Below are 16,680 nucleotides of genomic sequence, written 5' to 3' on the forward strand. Positions count from 1 at the left end.
GTGTATTAGCATTGGCATTGTGATAGCAGGGAACAGATCAGGACTGACTGATGTAGTCTTGGATATACTACGGTAAAAAAGCAAAGAAAGGGTTGGACGAATTGTCGCAGCCCTTGTATGGCATTATACAAACATATTCTCATGCAGCTCAATTTGGGGTAAGCATGATTGGCAGCAATGCCCTCATTTAATATTGTCGACTTCAGCTTTATAAAGGAGCTATTATTCGAAAACGAACGGTTAGAATCTATTTACCTACAAATAAGGTCAATTGCATACCTGAACTGTGTAAGAAATGAAAGAGGTTACCTACAGATTTGTGAAAAGGAAGATTACCATACAAAATAAGTCTAGCTAGGTACTTCGTATGACTTTCTGGAGATTGGACGGGTCTTTTATCCACAGGGAAGGCTTGAGTATTCTTTCGTAGGAAATCAATTTGGTATATTACTTCAAAATGGATACATATTTGCTTGCTAAAATAGATGTGAAATGTGCTAAAAATCACCCCGCCTATGTAGAGTGAAATTCGTTTATGTTATGATAAAAGAGCTGGTTTAATGCCTTATTTACCAGTTTGTTGATGAGGTTTGCTTAAATAATCGGCGATTTCAGCTAATTTATGTTCCGCTGCCGCCTTTATTGCCCGGGGAATCAAGAGATATTCTTGGGATGTTCGTAAGGCCGTCTTCAATTTTAAATAGGGGGAACCAATTTTTATCGTTTCCTCGTTTTCACATTCCTTGGGGACTGTATGACGGGTGGGAATCTGGAGATTATAGGTCATCCCTGTTGATGAATCGTAGATCATTGCGTTATAGGTGGGTGAATCTTGGCTCTTGCTCCGATGAAAACCTTGCTCTAAAAGCGTCTTTTCTACATACCACAATGGCTGGATCATACCTACTAGAGTGTTACATTCAAGTTGCACGAAGACTCCCTCCTTGCTTACTTTCCGGTTATAACTTCAGTTATATGTAAGCGCTCATTTTTTCAGACTGCTTTTTCTATAGATTAGGAGCCATTTGGGATTTTATCTATAGAAGTAAGTAAAACCAAGTTTAAGTTTTCTAAAATTGGGGTGATTGATGATGGAGATTTCATGTGATTTACATACCCATACGTTGGCATCTGATGGAACAACGACACCAGCAGAAAATGTTCAGCTCGCGAAAGAGGCAGGCCTTAACGCCGTTGCTATTACAGACCACGATACAATAGCAGGAATAGCAGAAGCGATTCAAAAAGGGATGGAGCTAGGAGTAGAAGTGGTGCCCGGTGTTGAAATTAGTACTGCCCACGAGGGAAAGGACATTCATATCCTTGGCTATTTTATTCCGTTTGAAGACCCAGCTTTTCATGAAGCATTAGCACAGCTACGTGATGTGCGTCATCTGCGTAATCTGAAATTGATTGCGCGTCTTCATGAGATTGGAGTAGATATTACGGTAGAGGATGTCTATCGGCGCAAAACCTCTGATGATAAAAATATAGGTCGTCCACACATTGCAGAGGAATTGGTCATAAAAGGGCTTGCTACATCCATTGATGATGCATTTCGGAAGTATTTGGGAGAAGGTGGCGCCGCTTATGTAAATGTAGAGCGGATCGAACCATTGGAAGCAATCAACATGATTAAGAAAGTTGGTGGTGTGGCAGTTATTGCTCATCCTGGCTTATATCAGAACAACGATTTGGTAGAAGAGCTAATTGTGTATGGGCTAGATGGCATCGAGATCAACCACCCTGACAATTCAGAAGAAGATAAGGCAGTGTATCGACAATTTGCAGAAGAATATGGATTGATTGTGACGGGTGGCTCTGATTTTCATGGATACCGTGGGAATCAGACATTTCATGCACCACTAGGAGCCTATGGCACATCTAGTGATGCTGTTGATAAAATGCGAAGACTAGCAGCGTTACGACAACAAAAATAAATCATATCCGCTATGAAAATAAAAACACGCAGGAGAACAGAGGATTGTCCCGCGTGTTTTTTGTTTGGATAGTTCACTATCTATTCAACTGTTTCTTCATCATGATATGATCGATGCCGGCGTCATCAAAAATTTCACCGTAACCCTCATACCCCAATTTCTCATAAAATGGCTGGGCTTGTAACTGAGCCGAAAGCTTGAGCGTTGAGTTCCCTTGCTGGACAGCGATTTTTTCCAGGTGAAGCATTAGTTCACGACCCAGGCCTGTCCCGCGGGTATCTTGTTTGACAGCAACACGTTCAATTTTTCCCACTCCTTGTTCAGGAGAACGAAGGCGTCCGGTAGCTGCCGGTTCGATATCTCGGTAGGCTATAACGTGTATGGTTGGATCAGAGAGCTGGTCGTGCTCATCAATTTCCAGATCCTCTGGTACCTGTTGTTCTTCTATAAAAACAACACGGCGCACATGCAATGCATCTTGCAATTCTTTGTCTGTGGTTACTTGGCGAATGGTAAACATTGACTTTCCTCCAAAATATAGTAAGAATAATCTATTGTCTATAGATGAGTAGATGATGTCAAGACATCTCAAATCTGTTTATAAAAGCAAACAAGGCCATAACGAGCAAGGCCTTGTTTATCCAATTTCATTTGAAAATAACAAGTTAGGCTAATGGAAAGCTTCTTACAATCGACCACTTACCATCAACTTCTTCTTTTAGTACATGTAGATCTGTTATTTCAGAAGGAAGATCGAATTTCATCATGCCCAACTGATCGACAACATCCTTTAATTCAGACTCACTTAAATCACGTCCTATGGTCAGATGAGGGACGAAGGTAAACTCTTCCTGATGATCACCGAAGTATCTCATAATGCTGGCATGCAAGTTTTCAACAGCTTCTTTGTTCTGAAAGGATAGAAAAATAACGTTGGTAGTAGGATGGAACGTAGAAGCCCTGTGGAAATTAATAGAAAAAGATGAGGTTGATTTTGCGATGTCTTCCAATTGAGCGGACAAGGCAGCAATCTGCATATCATCCGCTTCAAATGCCTCTTTTAACCGGATATATGGCTGAACCAAGGCATAGGCAGGGTCGTACCGTTTACGGTATGAGTTAGCGACTTCTTGCACTTCTTTTGATGGGAAAAGTACGATACTATATTTCATGGAAAACCCTCCTCCTCATATAAAATGCCCATTAAACGCTTTTCTCTATTTTAACAGAAAATTCTTTCGGTGTATAATGTTGCGGTTGTCTTGTATATACTTGCCTTTTTCAGGAAACCCTACTGGAAAAGGGGGTGATACATATGAAAAGTGCTGTTTTGATGACGTATGCTTTTTTAGGAATTGCCATGCTACTTGTACTGCTCTTTACGATGCTTTGGGTTATTCTTAAAAGTGATAAAACCGTTATAACCAATGGATCTGCCCGCTCTCAATTACGTGACCCGACAGATCCTGCCACTAGAGAATAGAGCTATCATTTGGGCTTATCTATCTTCTTTGCTACGAGTAAAAATAACGAATAATCTGGGGCAGATGGGCTTGCCAATGCTCCCATGTATGGTCGCCTTCGCTTATTTCTAAGTGAAAGGTGGCCTTTTTTTGTTGCAATAATTCTATAAAGCGTTGGTGTGGGGTAAATAGATCAATCGTTCCGTAGCTTGTAGAGACAGCCGTTTCTTTGGTACCAATCTCCAGATAAAGAGATAATTGCTCAAAGGACTGGCTATTTGCCGCTAAGTTATAAAAGGATTCATACAGGGCTCCTGACTGAGAGGCTACATTACCAAATGTATGAGGATAACGGATAGCGGCCGCTAAGGAAACCGTACCACCTAGTGAGTCACCGATCAGTGTCCGTCCACCACTTAATGGCTCTGTAGCAAAATGCTGATCCATATACGGCGCTACTTCTTCTGCCATGAAGCGTATATAGGCATCAAATTCCTCGCCATCAGGATGATAGCGTGAGCGTCTTTTTTCCTTTTCAACGGGAATAAACACAACGATGAGATTCTGAATCTCCCTTTTATCCAGCATACGGTCAAGCAAACCTGGCAGGCGTCCCAAGCTCAAGTAATCCCGTCCGTCCTGAGCGTATAAGACTGGATAAGAATACAGCGGTGAATAAAAGGGTGGTGTATAAATAAGTAGCGTTTCCGTAGTGCCCAGATATTGACTAGCGAGAGTCACTTCTGACAAGCTACCTTTTGGAGTCTGAGAAGTAGACATGGGATAACCTCCTTTGCTAGATAATCGTATTTTACTGTATAGGGGAGGGGGACGGCAAAAGGGAAATGGGCTTATACTTTTAGAAAAGCATGCTGTATGAAGCAAAAAAAACAGCGATTCGCTTGAACCGGGTAACCAATGAGGGCAATACGGTCTGATCGAACAGTGCAGAGAGTCGCAACCCACACAGAATGTGATACTATATAAGATGTATTCATTATTTTGCCACTCATGTGTGTAAGGAGGTTGGCTGTATGAAAATCAAAAGGGTACACAGTAAACAAGTTAGAGATGCAGCTTTAGCCAGCTTGACAGAACGAGGAGTATCCATTGAGGCTATTGCGGAAATCGTACACGCGATGCAATCGCCCTATTACCCTACTCTGGCCATGGAGGCTTGCATAGAAAGCGTTCAGGCTGTTTTAGAAAAACGTGAAATCCAACACGCCATTTTAGTGGGCATCGAACTGGATAAATTGGCTGAAAAAGGTTTGCTTTCTGAACCTTTGCAATCCATAATCGCAGGTGACGAGGGTCTTTTTGGTTGTGATGAAACATTGGCACTTGGTTCCGTTTTTGGCTATGGCAGTATTGCTGTAACAACGTTTGGGCATCTAGATAAACAAAAAATTGGCATTATTAAACAACTGGATAATAAAACAGAAGGGAAAGTAAATACCTTTCTGGACGACATGGTGTGTAGCATAGCCGCTAATGCATCAAGTCGAATGGCGCACCGCCTGCGCGATGAAGAAGAAACAGAGGCAGCGAGAAAGCAAGAAGAAGAATCCGATCAATTGCGGATCAACATTGGAATGGCAGGTCAGCAAGCAACTTCCGATCAGGCTGGATAAGCCATACGTATTATTTTTTGAAGAGCTTAGAGATTATGAAATTTCTCCCATGAAGGATAAAAGTAGGAAGCACCTGAGCCAGTTTTTTGGCAGGGTGCTTTTTTTGTGAGGGCTGGCTTATTTGTTATTTCTAAGGAAAGCAGCATGGAGGTGGAAAAGGAAGATGTAAAATGATTCTTAGAAGGTAAAGCAGGATGTTTTATTTACGCAAAGCTTGTAAACATAATATTTTTTCTATGAAAGAAAAAAGAGGTTGTACGAGAAAACATGAATAAAAAATAAAGAGCATGAATTTTTGATTAAATATTCAAAAAATAATTGACAATTGCACGTAGAAGGGAGAATATGTAAATTAAGGTGATATTATGAATGAGGAGTGAAAATTAATGCGCATATCTAAGCTGTATCATGCTGTAATTTGTATTACTCTAACTTCTAGTTTACTACTACCTATCCCTATGTTTTCTACCAAAGCCTTAGCCGCCGCCCCTGCTCCTACTCTACATGATGAGAATCCCCATGGTGCTTTTGGTGATTGGTATACGGGAGCTATTCCGCCTAACGCTTCGCTGGACAAGCCTGTCATTTTATTTGTTCAAGGACTTCACGCTACCTACAAAAAGTTTTATCGAGACGGCGGCTTATATGAAGCAGCCTACAACTCGGGGTACCGCACTGCTTTTGTGCAATTAAGAGATGCTGATGGTGATGGCGGCAACATGTATACCAATGGAGAAAAGCTGGCTGAAGTGATTAAAAAAGTAGCCGATTATTACAACGTAAAACAAATCGCAATTGTAGCTCATTCTAAAGGCGGCGTTGATACACAAGCAGCCCTCATTCATTATGGTGCAGCCCCTTATGTTCATACGGTTCATCAGCTTGCTACTCCTAATAAAGGCTCTGAGCTGGCAGACTTAGCCTATTCCTCGTGGTTCTCCTGGCTCGCCGAAATTTTAGGCAAAAAAGATGATGCCGTATACTCCTTACAAACCTCCTACATGGCTAATTTCCGCAAGCAAACAGATAATCATAGGGATATCAACAAAACCAGAACCTATATGGCAGCAGGTACAGGGGATGATGGCATATTTACAAAGTATTGGTTTGCCCATGCTGTTTTACCAGGTGAAGACGATGGAGCCGTTACCGTTGATTCTGCTTTTGGCTTACCCTATGGAATTAAAACCTTTAAGAAAAATATCTCTCATACTGCTATTACCGATGCTAAACACGTATGGTCAGAGGTAGAATCCAATATACGTAAAAGCTCGAAAGAATTACAACCCAATTTTGCGCCGGAATTAGACAGAGAATATCAATTGGACGAGGAAGAAAACACTCCAGCCTCAATCGTGAGCAATACAATTGTAAGAGGCGGTAAAATTAAAGGAAAAACGCAGGATACCTTCTTGCTGGAAAGCGGAGTTAGTCAGATGATGGTAGATGTTATGACAGCGAATGAAAAGACAAAAGTTAAGCTGATTAGCCCATCAGGCAAGGAGTATACGCCAAAGAGACTAGGAGACAGTGACTTTGACTCTGAGACTGACGTGGATGGGGACGAGACTCAGGAACTGTTTGCAAGTGCGATCCATCATGGATTTAAAATTGATGATCCAGAAAAAGGGAAATGGAAGCTTGTTGCGTCTGGGAAAAACGATGCCTACTTTATGTTTGCTCAGGTAGAAAGTGACCAACCAATGGAAGTAGTAAGTGAGAAAAAAATCTATGAACCAGGTGAGCGAGGAGAAATCCGAGTCGAATTACCTGAAGCTACTATTAAGAAACAGGCAATTGCTAATGTTAGCATGGTTGAAACAAAGAACCGACAGCTTTTGGCTGCGGAAGATTATCTGAAAATTAAGGAAAAAGACGATGAGATTCAAGGAACTTTTAAAGCTCCACGGGAACCAGGGGTTTACAACATTTGCTTAGAAATCACTGGGGTAAATGAATTTGGGGAAGAGTTTTCACGGTCGGTCTGGTATAATTTTGCGGTCATCGATGAGGATGCAGAGGAAGAGCTATAGGTATATTTTGTAATACATTTTTCATATTACATTGCAAAAATAGATGAATGGCACAATTATGATATTATTATTAAAAAATTAAATTCTTTATTGTATGCGTTTACATTGTGTGATATCATTCATTATACAAAAATGAAAATCAGTTATACGGCGTGTTACTAGTACGACTAGGCATGAGCTAAAGGGTGAGTAGAGAATTCTTTCTGCTACCTTTTTAGTTCATGCTTTTTTGCTAGCCATTTTCCTTATGCATGAGGAGGATCGTGCAAAGCCGTGCTTCTGATTAACCTAACAACATAGAGCTGCTCATAAGGAGGAATTTTTTATGATGTTACGCAACAAAAAATTACTAGCTAGTGTAATTCTAGCAGCATCCCTGGTAACAACGTCTAGTGTATTCGCGAACCCAAGTACGACTACTGTAAAAAATGATGAGCCTACAAGCTACCGTATTAACCAGCTAAAAGAAACAGCGATGTACTATTACTGGCACGGTGGTGATTTAAAGAAAGCAGAAGCGGAGATTTTTAAGGGGATTACCTTAAAAGGAAAATACGATGTTGTTGAAAACGCTTACCTAGAAGCAACTATGCTTGACCCTTTTGATAATGACCTGAAATTCGGACTAGCTTCTACTCAAATCATTCAAAAGAAGCTTCCGGAAGCATTAGAGACCTATAAGCAAATTCTGAATCTTGACCCTACTAATTTTAATGCTAATTTGTTATACGGTGTTTATTCCAAGGTTAATGGTGATACAAAAACGTATGATGCTCAAATGGCCAAATTAAAGAAAGTAGATGAGAAAAAAGCAAACGAGTACGCAGCAAAGCTTGCCTCTGCTGAAGCTTATATGCAGACTGTTTTTAACAAGGACGTACCAAAAGGCTTGCCACAAAAAGATCATGCCATCGTCATTCTAGGCTATGCGCTAGCAGAGGATGGAACCATGCGAGAGCCATTAATTGAACGTCTAAAAGCAGGACTTGCTCTAGCAAAGCAGTATCCAAATTCTAAAATCATCGTAAGCGGTGGTGTACCGAAAAAAAGGGTAACGGAAGCGGACGCTATGAGCAAATGGCTCATGGAGCAAGGGATTGATAAGAACCGTATTCTATTAGATAACAAAGCAACCGATACCGTTGAAAATGCGCTTTTTTCCATTGCAATCATGGAGCGTGAAGGCTTAAAGGATATGACACTGGTATCCAGTGCGAGTCATATGCGTCGTGGATTAAGTGTGTTTAAAGAAGCGAGTGAGCATTATGCGAAGCAATTGGGTAAAAAGAACGATCGCAACATCACTAATATGGTATATCTAGATTATAAATCCATGGAAGAAGCCCATAAAGTAACAAAGGATGAGCAGTTAGTTATTTACCGTGATTTATTGAGAACAAGCGGAATTTGGGCGTACCCTGGTATGCAGCGCTAGGCGTTATTTTTTACTTATTGTAAGCTATTCAGTATGATCTGAGGCTTTTGTTAGTAGAATAATGCTGATGTTACAAAACAGAATTGGACATTAAGATAGATGTAACTAGCAGAGAGCGCACGCTGTTATTTTATTTCTTCAAGTAAAAAAGTCAAAAGGCTGTGGAGCCGTCTTGTCTGTAGGTTTATCTGTGGATGAGACGGTTCTTTTTACGTGTATTTTTTAGTGGGATTTCATATAATTAACTTTAATTACATACAGAGGTATATACTCACAATAATGTTTTTTAAAAGAATTTTCCTAAATAGTTACATAAAGGCTGAAAAAAACCGATGTAAGTAATAGATATAAAGTCCTAGTCAGCTATACTGTCAGGCTGATTTACTATCAAGGGAGGGCATAGGCTAATGAAATGGCTAGACATACGAAATAGTATATTTAATCGAAAGACCTTGCGGAGTAGGCTGATGTTCCTGATTATTGTTGTCCTAATATTACAGGGAATCCTCATCGGCTATTCCTCCTACTACATTTCGAAATGGCAATTGGAACAAAAATTAGAGGAAACAGCTAAATCGAATGTAAGCTTATTGAACCAAGCAATTGACCAGATTATCCAATTAGAGATTGCTAATCTCGATACTCTGGTCCTACAAATTACCTCTAGTCAAATCGACACGCAGAGTCCTGAACTTCGAAAAATAATGGAGGACTTTGCAAAACAACATCCTGAGATCGAAATCGTAACAGTTGGGAATCAAAATGGTGCATGGATGAAAGCTCCTAATCCAGGTAAACAAGACTATGATCCACGAACGCGAGATTGGTATAAACAGGTCATGAAGGATCCGAGCGCCATCGCTATCCATAATCCTGTCATTTCGATGACAACAAAAAATTATGTATTGAATATCGGTAAAGCGCTTCCAGATGGACAGGGTGCCGTAAGTATTAGTTTAAGCATTAATAAACTTCACGAACTAGTGGGAAGTGTAAAATTTGGTTCTGAAGGATATGCGTATCTGCTAGATCGTACGAACAAATTCATGTCCCATCCTACACAAGCCATGGGACATCAGGTAGATGGTGAGCAATACACATACATACAACAAAACGATAAGGGCTCGATCGGCTATGATTCCCCTGAGAACGGTAAAAAATTAAAAGCGGTATTTGAGACCAACCCTTTAACAGGCTGGAAGATCGCAGGGGTCCTTTCAAATGAAGAATATGCAAAGGCTTCTGCCCCGATTCTGAACCAAACGGCCTTCATTTTAGTTGTCTTTCTCGTAGCCGCTTCGATCTTAATATTTATCTGGACAAGTAAAATTACAAAACCAGTAGAACTACTGGCTGTCGCTGCTAAACGAGTAAGCGATGGTTATTTAGACGAAAAGGTGAATATTAATCAGAACGATGAGATTGGTCAATTAGCCACCAACTTCAATGAAATGGTAGGTTCTCTGAGAGGGATTGTCACAGAGATGAAGGAAACATCTAATCAATTGGCGGCGTCAAGTCAACAAATGACAGCTAGTACACTCCAAAATTCTAAAGCGGTTGAATATGTAACTGAGCTAATAGAGGAGTCGGCAAACGGATCAAAAGCACAAGCAGTAGCTACATCTGAAAGCGCTCGGACCATGGAAGAAATGTCATCGGGTATTTTTAAAATCGCCGAATCAGCAAATGCCATTGTAGATTCATCGGCAAAAACCTCAGAGGATGTACAGAATGGTAATCAAAAAGTAATAGTAGTGACAGAACAAATGGAAGCGATTCGTCAATCTGTAGAAGAATCCGCAGGTATTATGGAACAATTGCAAAAGCATAGCGGACAAATCGCTGAGATGAGTACAGCTATCGTTGATATTGCGGAGCAGACGAACTTGCTATCGTTAAATGCAGCGATTGAAGCAGCACGGGCAGGAGAGCAGGGAAGAGGCTTTGCTGTTGTTGCGAATGAAGTCAGAAAGCTTGCAGATCAATCTAAACAAACGGCAGATCGCATCCAAGAGATTATCATACAGGTAACGAGCTTGACCCAGAATGCATCAGAAGTCATGAAAAAGAAAGTTCATGCAGATGTCCAAAAGGGTATTGTGGTGACAACAGAAGCTAGAGAGGCTTTTACTAACATTCAAGCATCGACACAGCATATCGTTGAACAAATTCATGACGTATCAGCCATTACAGAACAAATGTCGGCAAGTGCACAAGAAGTCTCTGCCTCCATGCGCGAGATTGCCCAGATTGCCCAAGGCATGGCGACCTCTTCACAGAGTGTTACCGGAGCATCTGAGGAACAACTCGCATCAATGGAGGAGATTACTTCATCTGCAACTGCACTGACTAAAATGGCAGAAGGAATGCGGCGTGCTGTTGAAAGATTTAAGATAAACGAATAAGAGAAGAGTAGAAAAGATAGAGGAGCAATCTGGAGTGCCTACCTAGCAGGAAAGTCCTGTTAGGTAGGCACTATTCATGTGGGGATACCTTTTATTACCAAAAATAGACCTAGAGTATAATGTAAGAATGAACAGAACCAGCAGAACCAGCAGAACCAGCAGAACCAGCAAAACCCAAAGTGCTGGTAGAATTGGCGGATCTTGGTGGGAAAAAGCTTAGCTTAGTAAAGAAAATTGATGTGCGTAAATATTCCGATAGAAAATAAGCTATTGGGGAAAATTCACAAAAAAAAGCAGAAAAAGTTTTATTTAACTATTGAATCTTAAATGAAAATGAGTTATACTTATTTTTGTCAACAAGCAATGCTTATATATGTTATACATAACCTTTTAAGCATAAGGGCCCTTAGCTCAGTTGGTCAGAGCGGTCGGCTCATAACCGATTGGTCGTAGGTTCGAGTCCTACAGGGCCCACCAAATACATATTTCATTCCCAGAAAAATTTGATCCGGTAGCTCAGCTGGGAGAGCACCATCTTGACAGGGTGGGGGTCGCTGGTTCGAACCCAGTCCGGATCACCATATATAAGACGGTTAAACCCCTTGGTAATCAAGGGGTTTTTGTTATTTTGCGTTTAATTGGGTATGTATAAAATTGATACGAAAACCATTTTTGATACGAATTTGATACGAATCGTTTTTTGATACCAATTGATACGATTATTAATTTGCTTGTGGTTTATAAAAAATCTTTCCAAATTCATCTACTGTTTCTTTTTGAAGATTAGGCAAAAGATGGCTGTATGTGTCTAGAGTAATTCGTACATTGGCATGTCCCAGACGTTCCGATACGATTTTGGGGTTAACGCCTTGCTTTAGTAGAAGACTGGCGTGAGTGTGTCGCATATCGTGAAACCGAATTTTTCTGACGTTCCCTTTTTTGATAATACTATCAAACGAACGATTTAAATTACGTGGTGATAGGGGTGTGCCAACAGACGTACAAATAACTAAATCGTGATCTTTATAAAGTGGACGGTTTTCTAGCATTTCAACCTTGTATCTATGTTTTAATTTCAAGATTTGGTTTAAAGTCTGTTCATCAATGGAGATACGTCGATTTCCTGAATCAGATTTTGCGCCTACGTTGAATTCCTTACCATCATGCGAAAGGGTTTGAACGATTGAAAAAGTACGGTTATCCTCATCAATGTCCTTCCAGCGTAGTCCTAGAATTTCCCCTTGTCTCATTCCAGTTGTTAGAGCAATTAGAAAAGCAACATAGTAACGAGATTCTTTTGCGGTAGCTAAAAACTGTTGTATCTCATTTTCATCCCAAACCACAATTTCTTTTCTTGATACCTTTGGTGAATCAACCAAGAAAGCGGGATTTTTAGCGATCATTTCCCAACGAAAAGCTTTATCCAACGAGTCGTTTATGATCGTATGCACCTTCCGAATATTTTCATCTGATAGGTTCCCTGCCTCTTTTAGACTGTTATACAAAGATTAATATCACGCGGAGTTATTCTGGATAATTCCAACCCACCGATTGTAGGTAAAATGTGACGTTCAACTAGAAATGAGTAAAATTCCAACGTGCGTGCTTTTACGGTTGTCTTTTTATCCTCCAACCAGTTATGCATGAAATCTATATAGGTCATTTTAGATGGTTCAATGTATGTTCCTTTATTCAAGGCATTTTGTGCTTCCACCATAGCTGACTCTGCTTCTTTTTTTGTCTTAAATCCCCGTCGGAGCATTTTTTTATATTTCCCATTCTCCTTATAGTTGATAGTAAAATACCAAGGATTCTTTTTTGCGTTAAGGTCTTTATATACTGGCATCTTACTTATCCTCCTCACTGATATCTGAATCGTAAGCAATAATATCCTCGATTGTAACCTCACGTTCGCCACGTTCTTTTGCTACTCTGTTTAATTCATCCAAAATACTGATTAACGTTGCAAATTCTATTCTCTTTGTTTTGCCACTGGCTAAATCAGAGATAGTATTAGGCCTTATTTTGGCTTCTACAGCAAGCCTATTTCTGGTGATATTCAAGCGTTCCAGTGTTTTTTCTAAAGTGAACTTAATTCCACCCATTTCCTCACCTCAGTTAGATTAATTGGTTCTTATTTAATTATACACGATTAACCTCAGTCGTTACACTTCTGACCTGAATAAATCTTGACGTTTAACTCCAGGAGTTATATATTATCTACTGTAGATTAACTTCAATAGTTAAATATCTTTAGGCGGAATGACCTAACACGCTTTAAACTCGAACAGGTTAAGCTGTAGCCAACGTCAAAAAATGCAGCGCGTCAGTACATATGTACTTCCTTGTTTATACATTCTGACGGTCAAAGGTGAGCGCAACCATAAAAGGCGCGGTGGTAAACAGTACAGCTAAGGTTGTAGTGGCTGCCGATAGAAACCAGCATGTAGGGGCTGTTTAATACGTGTAGAAAGTCGGCTGTAATCGAAAGATTAGTGTTTAAACAAGGCGTAGCGAAACCTCGACTACCGTAAACCGGTGACACCCACTCTTGCACTTGTAAATTTTTTTATTTACGGGTGCAGGTAGGTGTTTTCTGTCTGCTGTTCCTGACAAAGCCGTTCCCAGTGACTCAAATTGGAGCGTGGCAGTCAATAGCTATTTTTAAACAAGTGATTGCAGAAACACTATCTATAATAAGGAAAGAGAATTAGGAAGGAGGGATGAGGAACCAAAGTAACATAGGTTATAGAAGTTCACAGAAGGAAAAACCAATAAAATATAACAGGAAATAATATGAAAAAAATAAGTTTTAATCGTGTGGTATTAGGTTTTAGATGGTGTAAATTTATATCATGAGATTTAAAGGTTAATCACCTACGGATGGCTATTTTAATTTCTTAATACAGAAAGAGGATTAGAAAATTGAAATAATTACCAAAAGTCAGTTTACTTATAAATAAAAGGATGGTAATATGAATTCATGGTAAATATTACCAAATAAAATTTGGGGTGATTTGTTGTGAAGAAACTGTTAGCATCTTTATCTACTTTCGCGGTTCTTACTGGTGCTTTAGCTGTTCCTACTTTTGCAGCTACTGAGGTTAATACTGCAAAAGAAACAAATTCTCAAGTATTAAAGATTCAACCAAATGTTAGTGTAACTGGTGGCGGGAAGGAACCATTGTATACTTCACCAGCAACTCATTATACGGTTGAAGGTGATGGTTTAAAGGTTAAGAAAGTTAACGGAACATGGTATTTGTTTGCCACAAAGAGTGCTACGCGTGGATACCTAAGTGAATATAAAAATGGAAAACTTGAAAGAGTACATGATGTTTGGGTAAAATAACTTAAAATTTCTGCTGACTACCTAAGATGATGACTCTATAAGAATAAAAATTAACCTAAAGATATCCCGTCCCACTTCAAATAATTGTGGAACGGGATGTTTATTTTAAATGATTAAATTACTTTTACTTTTTACATTAAAAAAGCACCTTAATTGGTGTTTTTTTATGCTTATCATACAGGAAAAAAAGTTGAAAAAAGCAGTGTACATATTGTTTACATCATGTCGCAATAACTCTATTTGAACTGTAGTTTCTGCAACATTAATAGGGGTTTTTGTTTACAATAACTAATTCTGCCGAAATGGGTATTTTAACCAGTTGAGTTTCTGTAAGCAATAACCTTTATTTCTGTAACAGTAACTCTAGTTTTTGCTGCATGATGTATGCAATAAGTACACAAAAGAAAAGAAAAGAAATAAATATATATAGGTCATTTTGACAAATATTTTCTTTACTAAACAAGGAAGGTGAAACAATGCCTAGCAAACCATTAATGACCTGTCTGCATTCCAGATGCCCAACACTAACAAGAGAAGCATATTGCCCTTTGCATCAAAAGAAACAAGTCCAGCAGTATGATAGGGAACGTGGATCATCTACGCAACGTGGCTACGATGCCAAGTGGAGAAAAGCAAGAATAGGATTTTTAAGAAAGCATCCACTCTGCAAACATTGTTTTGATAAAGGATTACTCAATGGTGCTACAGTAGTAGACCATATTGTTGCACATAAGGGAGATAAGACGCTGTTTTGGGATCGGAACAACTGGCAGCCATTATGTGAGCAGTGTCATAACCGGAAGACTGCTAGAGAAGATAGAGGAACTTGGGGATGATGTATCAATTACCATAGACAAAAGATGTCCAGTAAAAACAAAAAATATTCCACTAGGTTAAAATGACCATATTCCTTTTATCATGATGAATAGGGTTATTGTTTTTAGGAACTATAAGGATGTGACCAATCGTTAAGGTCACTCAATGGATATTTTTCAACTAGGGAGGGCAATCATGGGAATTTTAAGTGGTAATCCACAAAATGAACCAATGCACTACGGTGAAGTGTTTGGAGTTTGGAGTTATCTATCTGTTACAAAGGGCTTATTAGCTGGTTACCAACTATTCATTAACCATACTGGCGATACTGATCTTAAAAAATTTCTTGAAGATACTATCCAAACCATGAAGCAAGAAATTGAACAAGTCGAAAATTTGTTAAAAGTTAATGGTATTGTTCTACCCCCTTCTCCACCAGAAAGACCATCAGCATCATTAGAAAGTATTCCTGGTGGTGCTAGGTTTACTGATCCTGAAATTGCTGCGTCTGTAACTAAGGATATAGCGACTGGACTAGTTTCATGTAGTCAAGTTATGGGCCAGTCGATTAGAGAAGACATTGGCGTGATGTTTGGACAATTCCATATTACAAAAGCACAATATGGGGTAAGATTACTACGTATAAACAAAGAAAAAGGATGGTTAATTCCTCCACCCCTTCACGTAGAAATACCTGAACCTGCACACGTATAGATTGTTTTCGTTTAGTCTCCTTTCTCTCAGGGGACTTTTTTATTTAAAAGTAGGGTGATTATCACAGACGTTCACAGAGCCACAGAAACGAGGTAAGATGAGCTTTTAAAGTTGTATGAAAGTATTTGAAGAAGGAGGGGGGTATCAAAAACCTGCACAGTGCCGTCTTTAGACCGCGTGTCAGTCTTCCATAAAAAAATTCCCTAAATGGAATTTCAGAAATGAAAGGTGTACACAGAAAATAAAGTGTCAGACTCATTGTAAATTATTGAACTAACGGGCAGAAATGCTCAGTAAAACTATTTTGGTTAAAGAGTAAGCGTGGTAAAATACGTTAACTGATTGGGGAGGGAGAAATATGGATATATCTATCCGAGACGCTCATCAAGATGACTACGAATCTTTGTTGCTCTTGTTCAGGCAGGTTCATGATCTACACGTTTTTGAAAGACCAGATTTGTATAAAGAAAACCCAACTCCAGTCGGGAAAGAATTCTTCGAAAGCCAGCTAATTGATGTCAAACAGCATATTTTTGTGGCTACCATAGGCTTAGAGATAATCGGAGTAGTTGTGATGAAGGAAGAAGACATAACTGAAAATTCATTTGTGAATGCGAGAAAAATATTATTTGTAAATAGTTTGTGTGTTTCCGAAACGTACAGAAATAAGGGCGTTGGAAAGAGACTTATGCAATATGTTATTGATTTCGGGGGAAGTCTGAAGGTTAATAGTATTGAATTAGGGGTATCGGAGAATAATGCTTCTGCAATTTTATTTTATGAATCAATCGGAATGACAACGAAGAGTAGAAAAATGGAGCTTAGATTGAACTAACGGAGATCGGTAGCTTCCATAAATAAATGCCAGTCTAGCACTTTGTTTGC

General features: G+C 39.4%; 15 protein-coding genes, 2 tRNA genes and 1 pseudogene. 12 read left to right on the forward strand and 6 right to left on the reverse strand.

Features of this window, described 5'->3' with window-relative positions:
- Positions 1-565: 565 nt before the first annotated feature.
- On the reverse strand, positions 566-931 hold the full coding sequence (locus O0550_RS08810) for a hypothetical protein (protein WP_258426058.1): 366 nt from the start codon (positions 929-931) through the stop codon (positions 566-568).
- A 157-nt stretch (positions 932-1,088) separates the two neighbouring features.
- Between O0550_RS08810 and O0550_RS08815 the strand changes: the two genes are divergently transcribed.
- Complete coding sequence (locus O0550_RS08815) at positions 1,089-1,940, forward strand: PHP domain-containing protein (RefSeq protein ID WP_258426059.1); 852 nt, start codon at positions 1,089-1,091, stop codon at positions 1,938-1,940.
- A 76-nt stretch (positions 1,941-2,016) separates the two neighbouring features.
- Here the strand turns inward: O0550_RS08815 and O0550_RS08820 are convergent, their stop codons facing one another.
- Positions 2,017-2,460 (reverse strand): GNAT family N-acetyltransferase, encoded by a 444-nt coding sequence (locus O0550_RS08820; protein ID WP_258426060.1) that lies wholly within the window; start codon positions 2,458-2,460, stop codon positions 2,017-2,019.
- A gap of 145 nt (positions 2,461-2,605) precedes the next feature.
- Positions 2,606-3,112 (reverse strand): 2'-5' RNA ligase family protein, encoded by a 507-nt coding sequence (locus tag O0550_RS08825; RefSeq protein ID WP_258426061.1) that lies wholly within the window; start codon positions 3,110-3,112, stop codon positions 2,606-2,608.
- Between the two features lie 143 nt (positions 3,113-3,255).
- Here O0550_RS08825 and O0550_RS08830 point away from each other — a divergent pair, with 143 nt between their 5' ends.
- Positions 3,256-3,423, forward strand: coding sequence for a hypothetical protein (locus tag O0550_RS08830; RefSeq protein ID WP_003340005.1), 168 nt, complete (start codon positions 3,256-3,258; stop codon positions 3,421-3,423).
- 31 nt (positions 3,424-3,454) lie between these two features.
- On the opposite strand, the gene O0550_RS08835 is transcribed toward O0550_RS08830, so the two are convergent.
- The gene (locus O0550_RS08835; RefSeq protein ID WP_258426062.1) at positions 3,455-4,183 is read right to left on the reverse strand and encodes an alpha/beta hydrolase; all 729 of its coding nucleotides are present in this window, start codon (positions 4,181-4,183) and stop codon (positions 3,455-3,457) included.
- Positions 4,184-4,437: 254 nt separating this feature from the next.
- On the opposite strand from O0550_RS08835, the gene O0550_RS08840 reads away from it, so the two are divergent.
- The 6 genes from O0550_RS08840 (at position 4,438) to O0550_RS08865 (ending at position 11,494) form a co-directional block, all read left to right on the forward strand.
- The gene (locus tag O0550_RS08840; RefSeq protein ID WP_003338788.1) at positions 4,438-5,037 is read left to right on the forward strand and encodes a phosphatidylglycerophosphatase A family protein; all 600 of its coding nucleotides are present in this window, start codon (positions 4,438-4,440) and stop codon (positions 5,035-5,037) included.
- A 386-nt stretch (positions 5,038-5,423) separates the two neighbouring features.
- A complete protein-coding gene (locus O0550_RS08845) occupies positions 5,424-7,070 on the forward strand; it encodes an esterase/lipase family protein (protein ID WP_258426063.1) in 1,647 nt (548 codons plus the stop codon).
- 325 nt (positions 7,071-7,395) lie between these two features.
- Positions 7,396-8,505 (forward strand): YdcF family protein, encoded by a 1,110-nt coding sequence (locus O0550_RS08850; RefSeq protein ID WP_258426064.1) that lies wholly within the window; start codon positions 7,396-7,398, stop codon positions 8,503-8,505.
- Positions 8,506-8,912: 407 nt separating this feature from the next.
- Positions 8,913-10,913, forward strand: a complete 2,001-nt coding sequence (locus O0550_RS08855; RefSeq protein ID WP_003338792.1) for a methyl-accepting chemotaxis protein — start codon at positions 8,913-8,915, stop codon at positions 10,911-10,913.
- 400 nt (positions 10,914-11,313) lie between these two features.
- Positions 11,314-11,390, forward strand: a tRNA-Ile gene (locus O0550_RS08860).
- A gap of 28 nt (positions 11,391-11,418) precedes the next feature.
- A tRNA-Val gene (locus O0550_RS08865) sits at positions 11,419-11,494 on the forward strand.
- A 141-nt stretch (positions 11,495-11,635) separates the two neighbouring features.
- On the opposite strand, the pseudogene O0550_RS24855 reads toward O0550_RS08865, so the two are convergent.
- Positions 11,636-12,759, reverse strand: a pseudogene (locus O0550_RS24855) (site-specific integrase).
- 1 nt (position 12,760) lies between these two features.
- The gene (locus O0550_RS08875; RefSeq protein ID WP_003339988.1) at positions 12,761-13,018 is read right to left on the reverse strand and encodes a helix-turn-helix domain-containing protein; all 258 of its coding nucleotides are present in this window, start codon (positions 13,016-13,018) and stop codon (positions 12,761-12,763) included.
- A 917-nt stretch (positions 13,019-13,935) separates the two neighbouring features.
- Here O0550_RS08875 and O0550_RS08880 point away from each other — a divergent pair.
- From O0550_RS08880 to O0550_RS08895, 4 genes are all read left to right on the forward strand, one after another.
- On the forward strand, positions 13,936-14,265 hold the full coding sequence (locus tag O0550_RS08880; RefSeq protein ID WP_003339983.1) for a hypothetical protein: 330 nt from the start codon (positions 13,936-13,938) through the stop codon (positions 14,263-14,265).
- A 476-nt stretch (positions 14,266-14,741) separates the two neighbouring features.
- Positions 14,742-15,101, forward strand: coding sequence for an HNH endonuclease signature motif containing protein (locus O0550_RS08885; RefSeq protein ID WP_258426065.1), 360 nt, complete (start codon positions 14,742-14,744; stop codon positions 15,099-15,101).
- 175 nt (positions 15,102-15,276) lie between these two features.
- Positions 15,277-15,795, forward strand: coding sequence for a DUF3231 family protein (locus O0550_RS08890; RefSeq protein ID WP_258426066.1), 519 nt, complete (start codon positions 15,277-15,279; stop codon positions 15,793-15,795).
- A 358-nt stretch (positions 15,796-16,153) separates the two neighbouring features.
- The gene (locus O0550_RS08895) at positions 16,154-16,630 is read left to right on the forward strand and encodes a GNAT family N-acetyltransferase (protein WP_096888397.1); all 477 of its coding nucleotides are present in this window, start codon (positions 16,154-16,156) and stop codon (positions 16,628-16,630) included.
- Positions 16,631-16,680 lie beyond the last annotated feature (50 nt).

It is taken from the genome of Brevibacillus halotolerans (assembly GCF_026891775.1).
In the GTDB taxonomy this organism is placed as follows: domain Bacteria; phylum Bacillota; class Bacilli; order Brevibacillales; family Brevibacillaceae; genus Brevibacillus_B; species Brevibacillus_B halotolerans.

Coding starts and splice junctions, on each gene's coding strand:
- O0550_RS08815 (WP_258426059.1), top strand. CDS start 1,089: ATGATGGAGATTTCATGTGATTTACATACCCATACGTTGGCATCTGAT.
- O0550_RS08820 (WP_258426060.1), bottom strand. CDS start 2,460: ATGTTTACCATTCGCCAAGTAACCACAGACAAAGAATTGCAAGATGCA.
- O0550_RS08825 (WP_258426061.1), bottom strand. CDS start 3,112: ATGAAATATAGTATCGTACTTTTCCCATCAAAAGAAGTGCAAGAAGTC.
- O0550_RS08830 (WP_003340005.1), top strand. CDS start 3,256: ATGAAAAGTGCTGTTTTGATGACGTATGCTTTTTTAGGAATTGCCATG.
- O0550_RS08835 (WP_258426062.1), bottom strand. CDS start 4,183: ATGTCTACTTCTCAGACTCCAAAAGGTAGCTTGTCAGAAGTGACTCTC.
- O0550_RS08840 (WP_003338788.1), top strand. CDS start 4,438: ATGAAAATCAAAAGGGTACACAGTAAACAAGTTAGAGATGCAGCTTTA.
- O0550_RS08845 (WP_258426063.1), top strand. CDS start 5,424: ATGCGCATATCTAAGCTGTATCATGCTGTAATTTGTATTACTCTAACT.
- O0550_RS08850 (WP_258426064.1), top strand. CDS start 7,396: ATGATGTTACGCAACAAAAAATTACTAGCTAGTGTAATTCTAGCAGCA.
- O0550_RS08855 (WP_003338792.1), top strand. CDS start 8,913: ATGAAATGGCTAGACATACGAAATAGTATATTTAATCGAAAGACCTTG.
- O0550_RS08875 (WP_003339988.1), bottom strand. CDS start 13,018: ATGGGTGGAATTAAGTTCACTTTAGAAAAAACACTGGAACGCTTGAAT.
- O0550_RS08885 (WP_258426065.1), top strand. CDS start 14,742: ATGCCTAGCAAACCATTAATGACCTGTCTGCATTCCAGATGCCCAACA.
- O0550_RS08890 (WP_258426066.1), top strand. CDS start 15,277: ATGGGAATTTTAAGTGGTAATCCACAAAATGAACCAATGCACTACGGT.
- O0550_RS08895 (WP_096888397.1), top strand. CDS start 16,154: ATGGATATATCTATCCGAGACGCTCATCAAGATGACTACGAATCTTTG.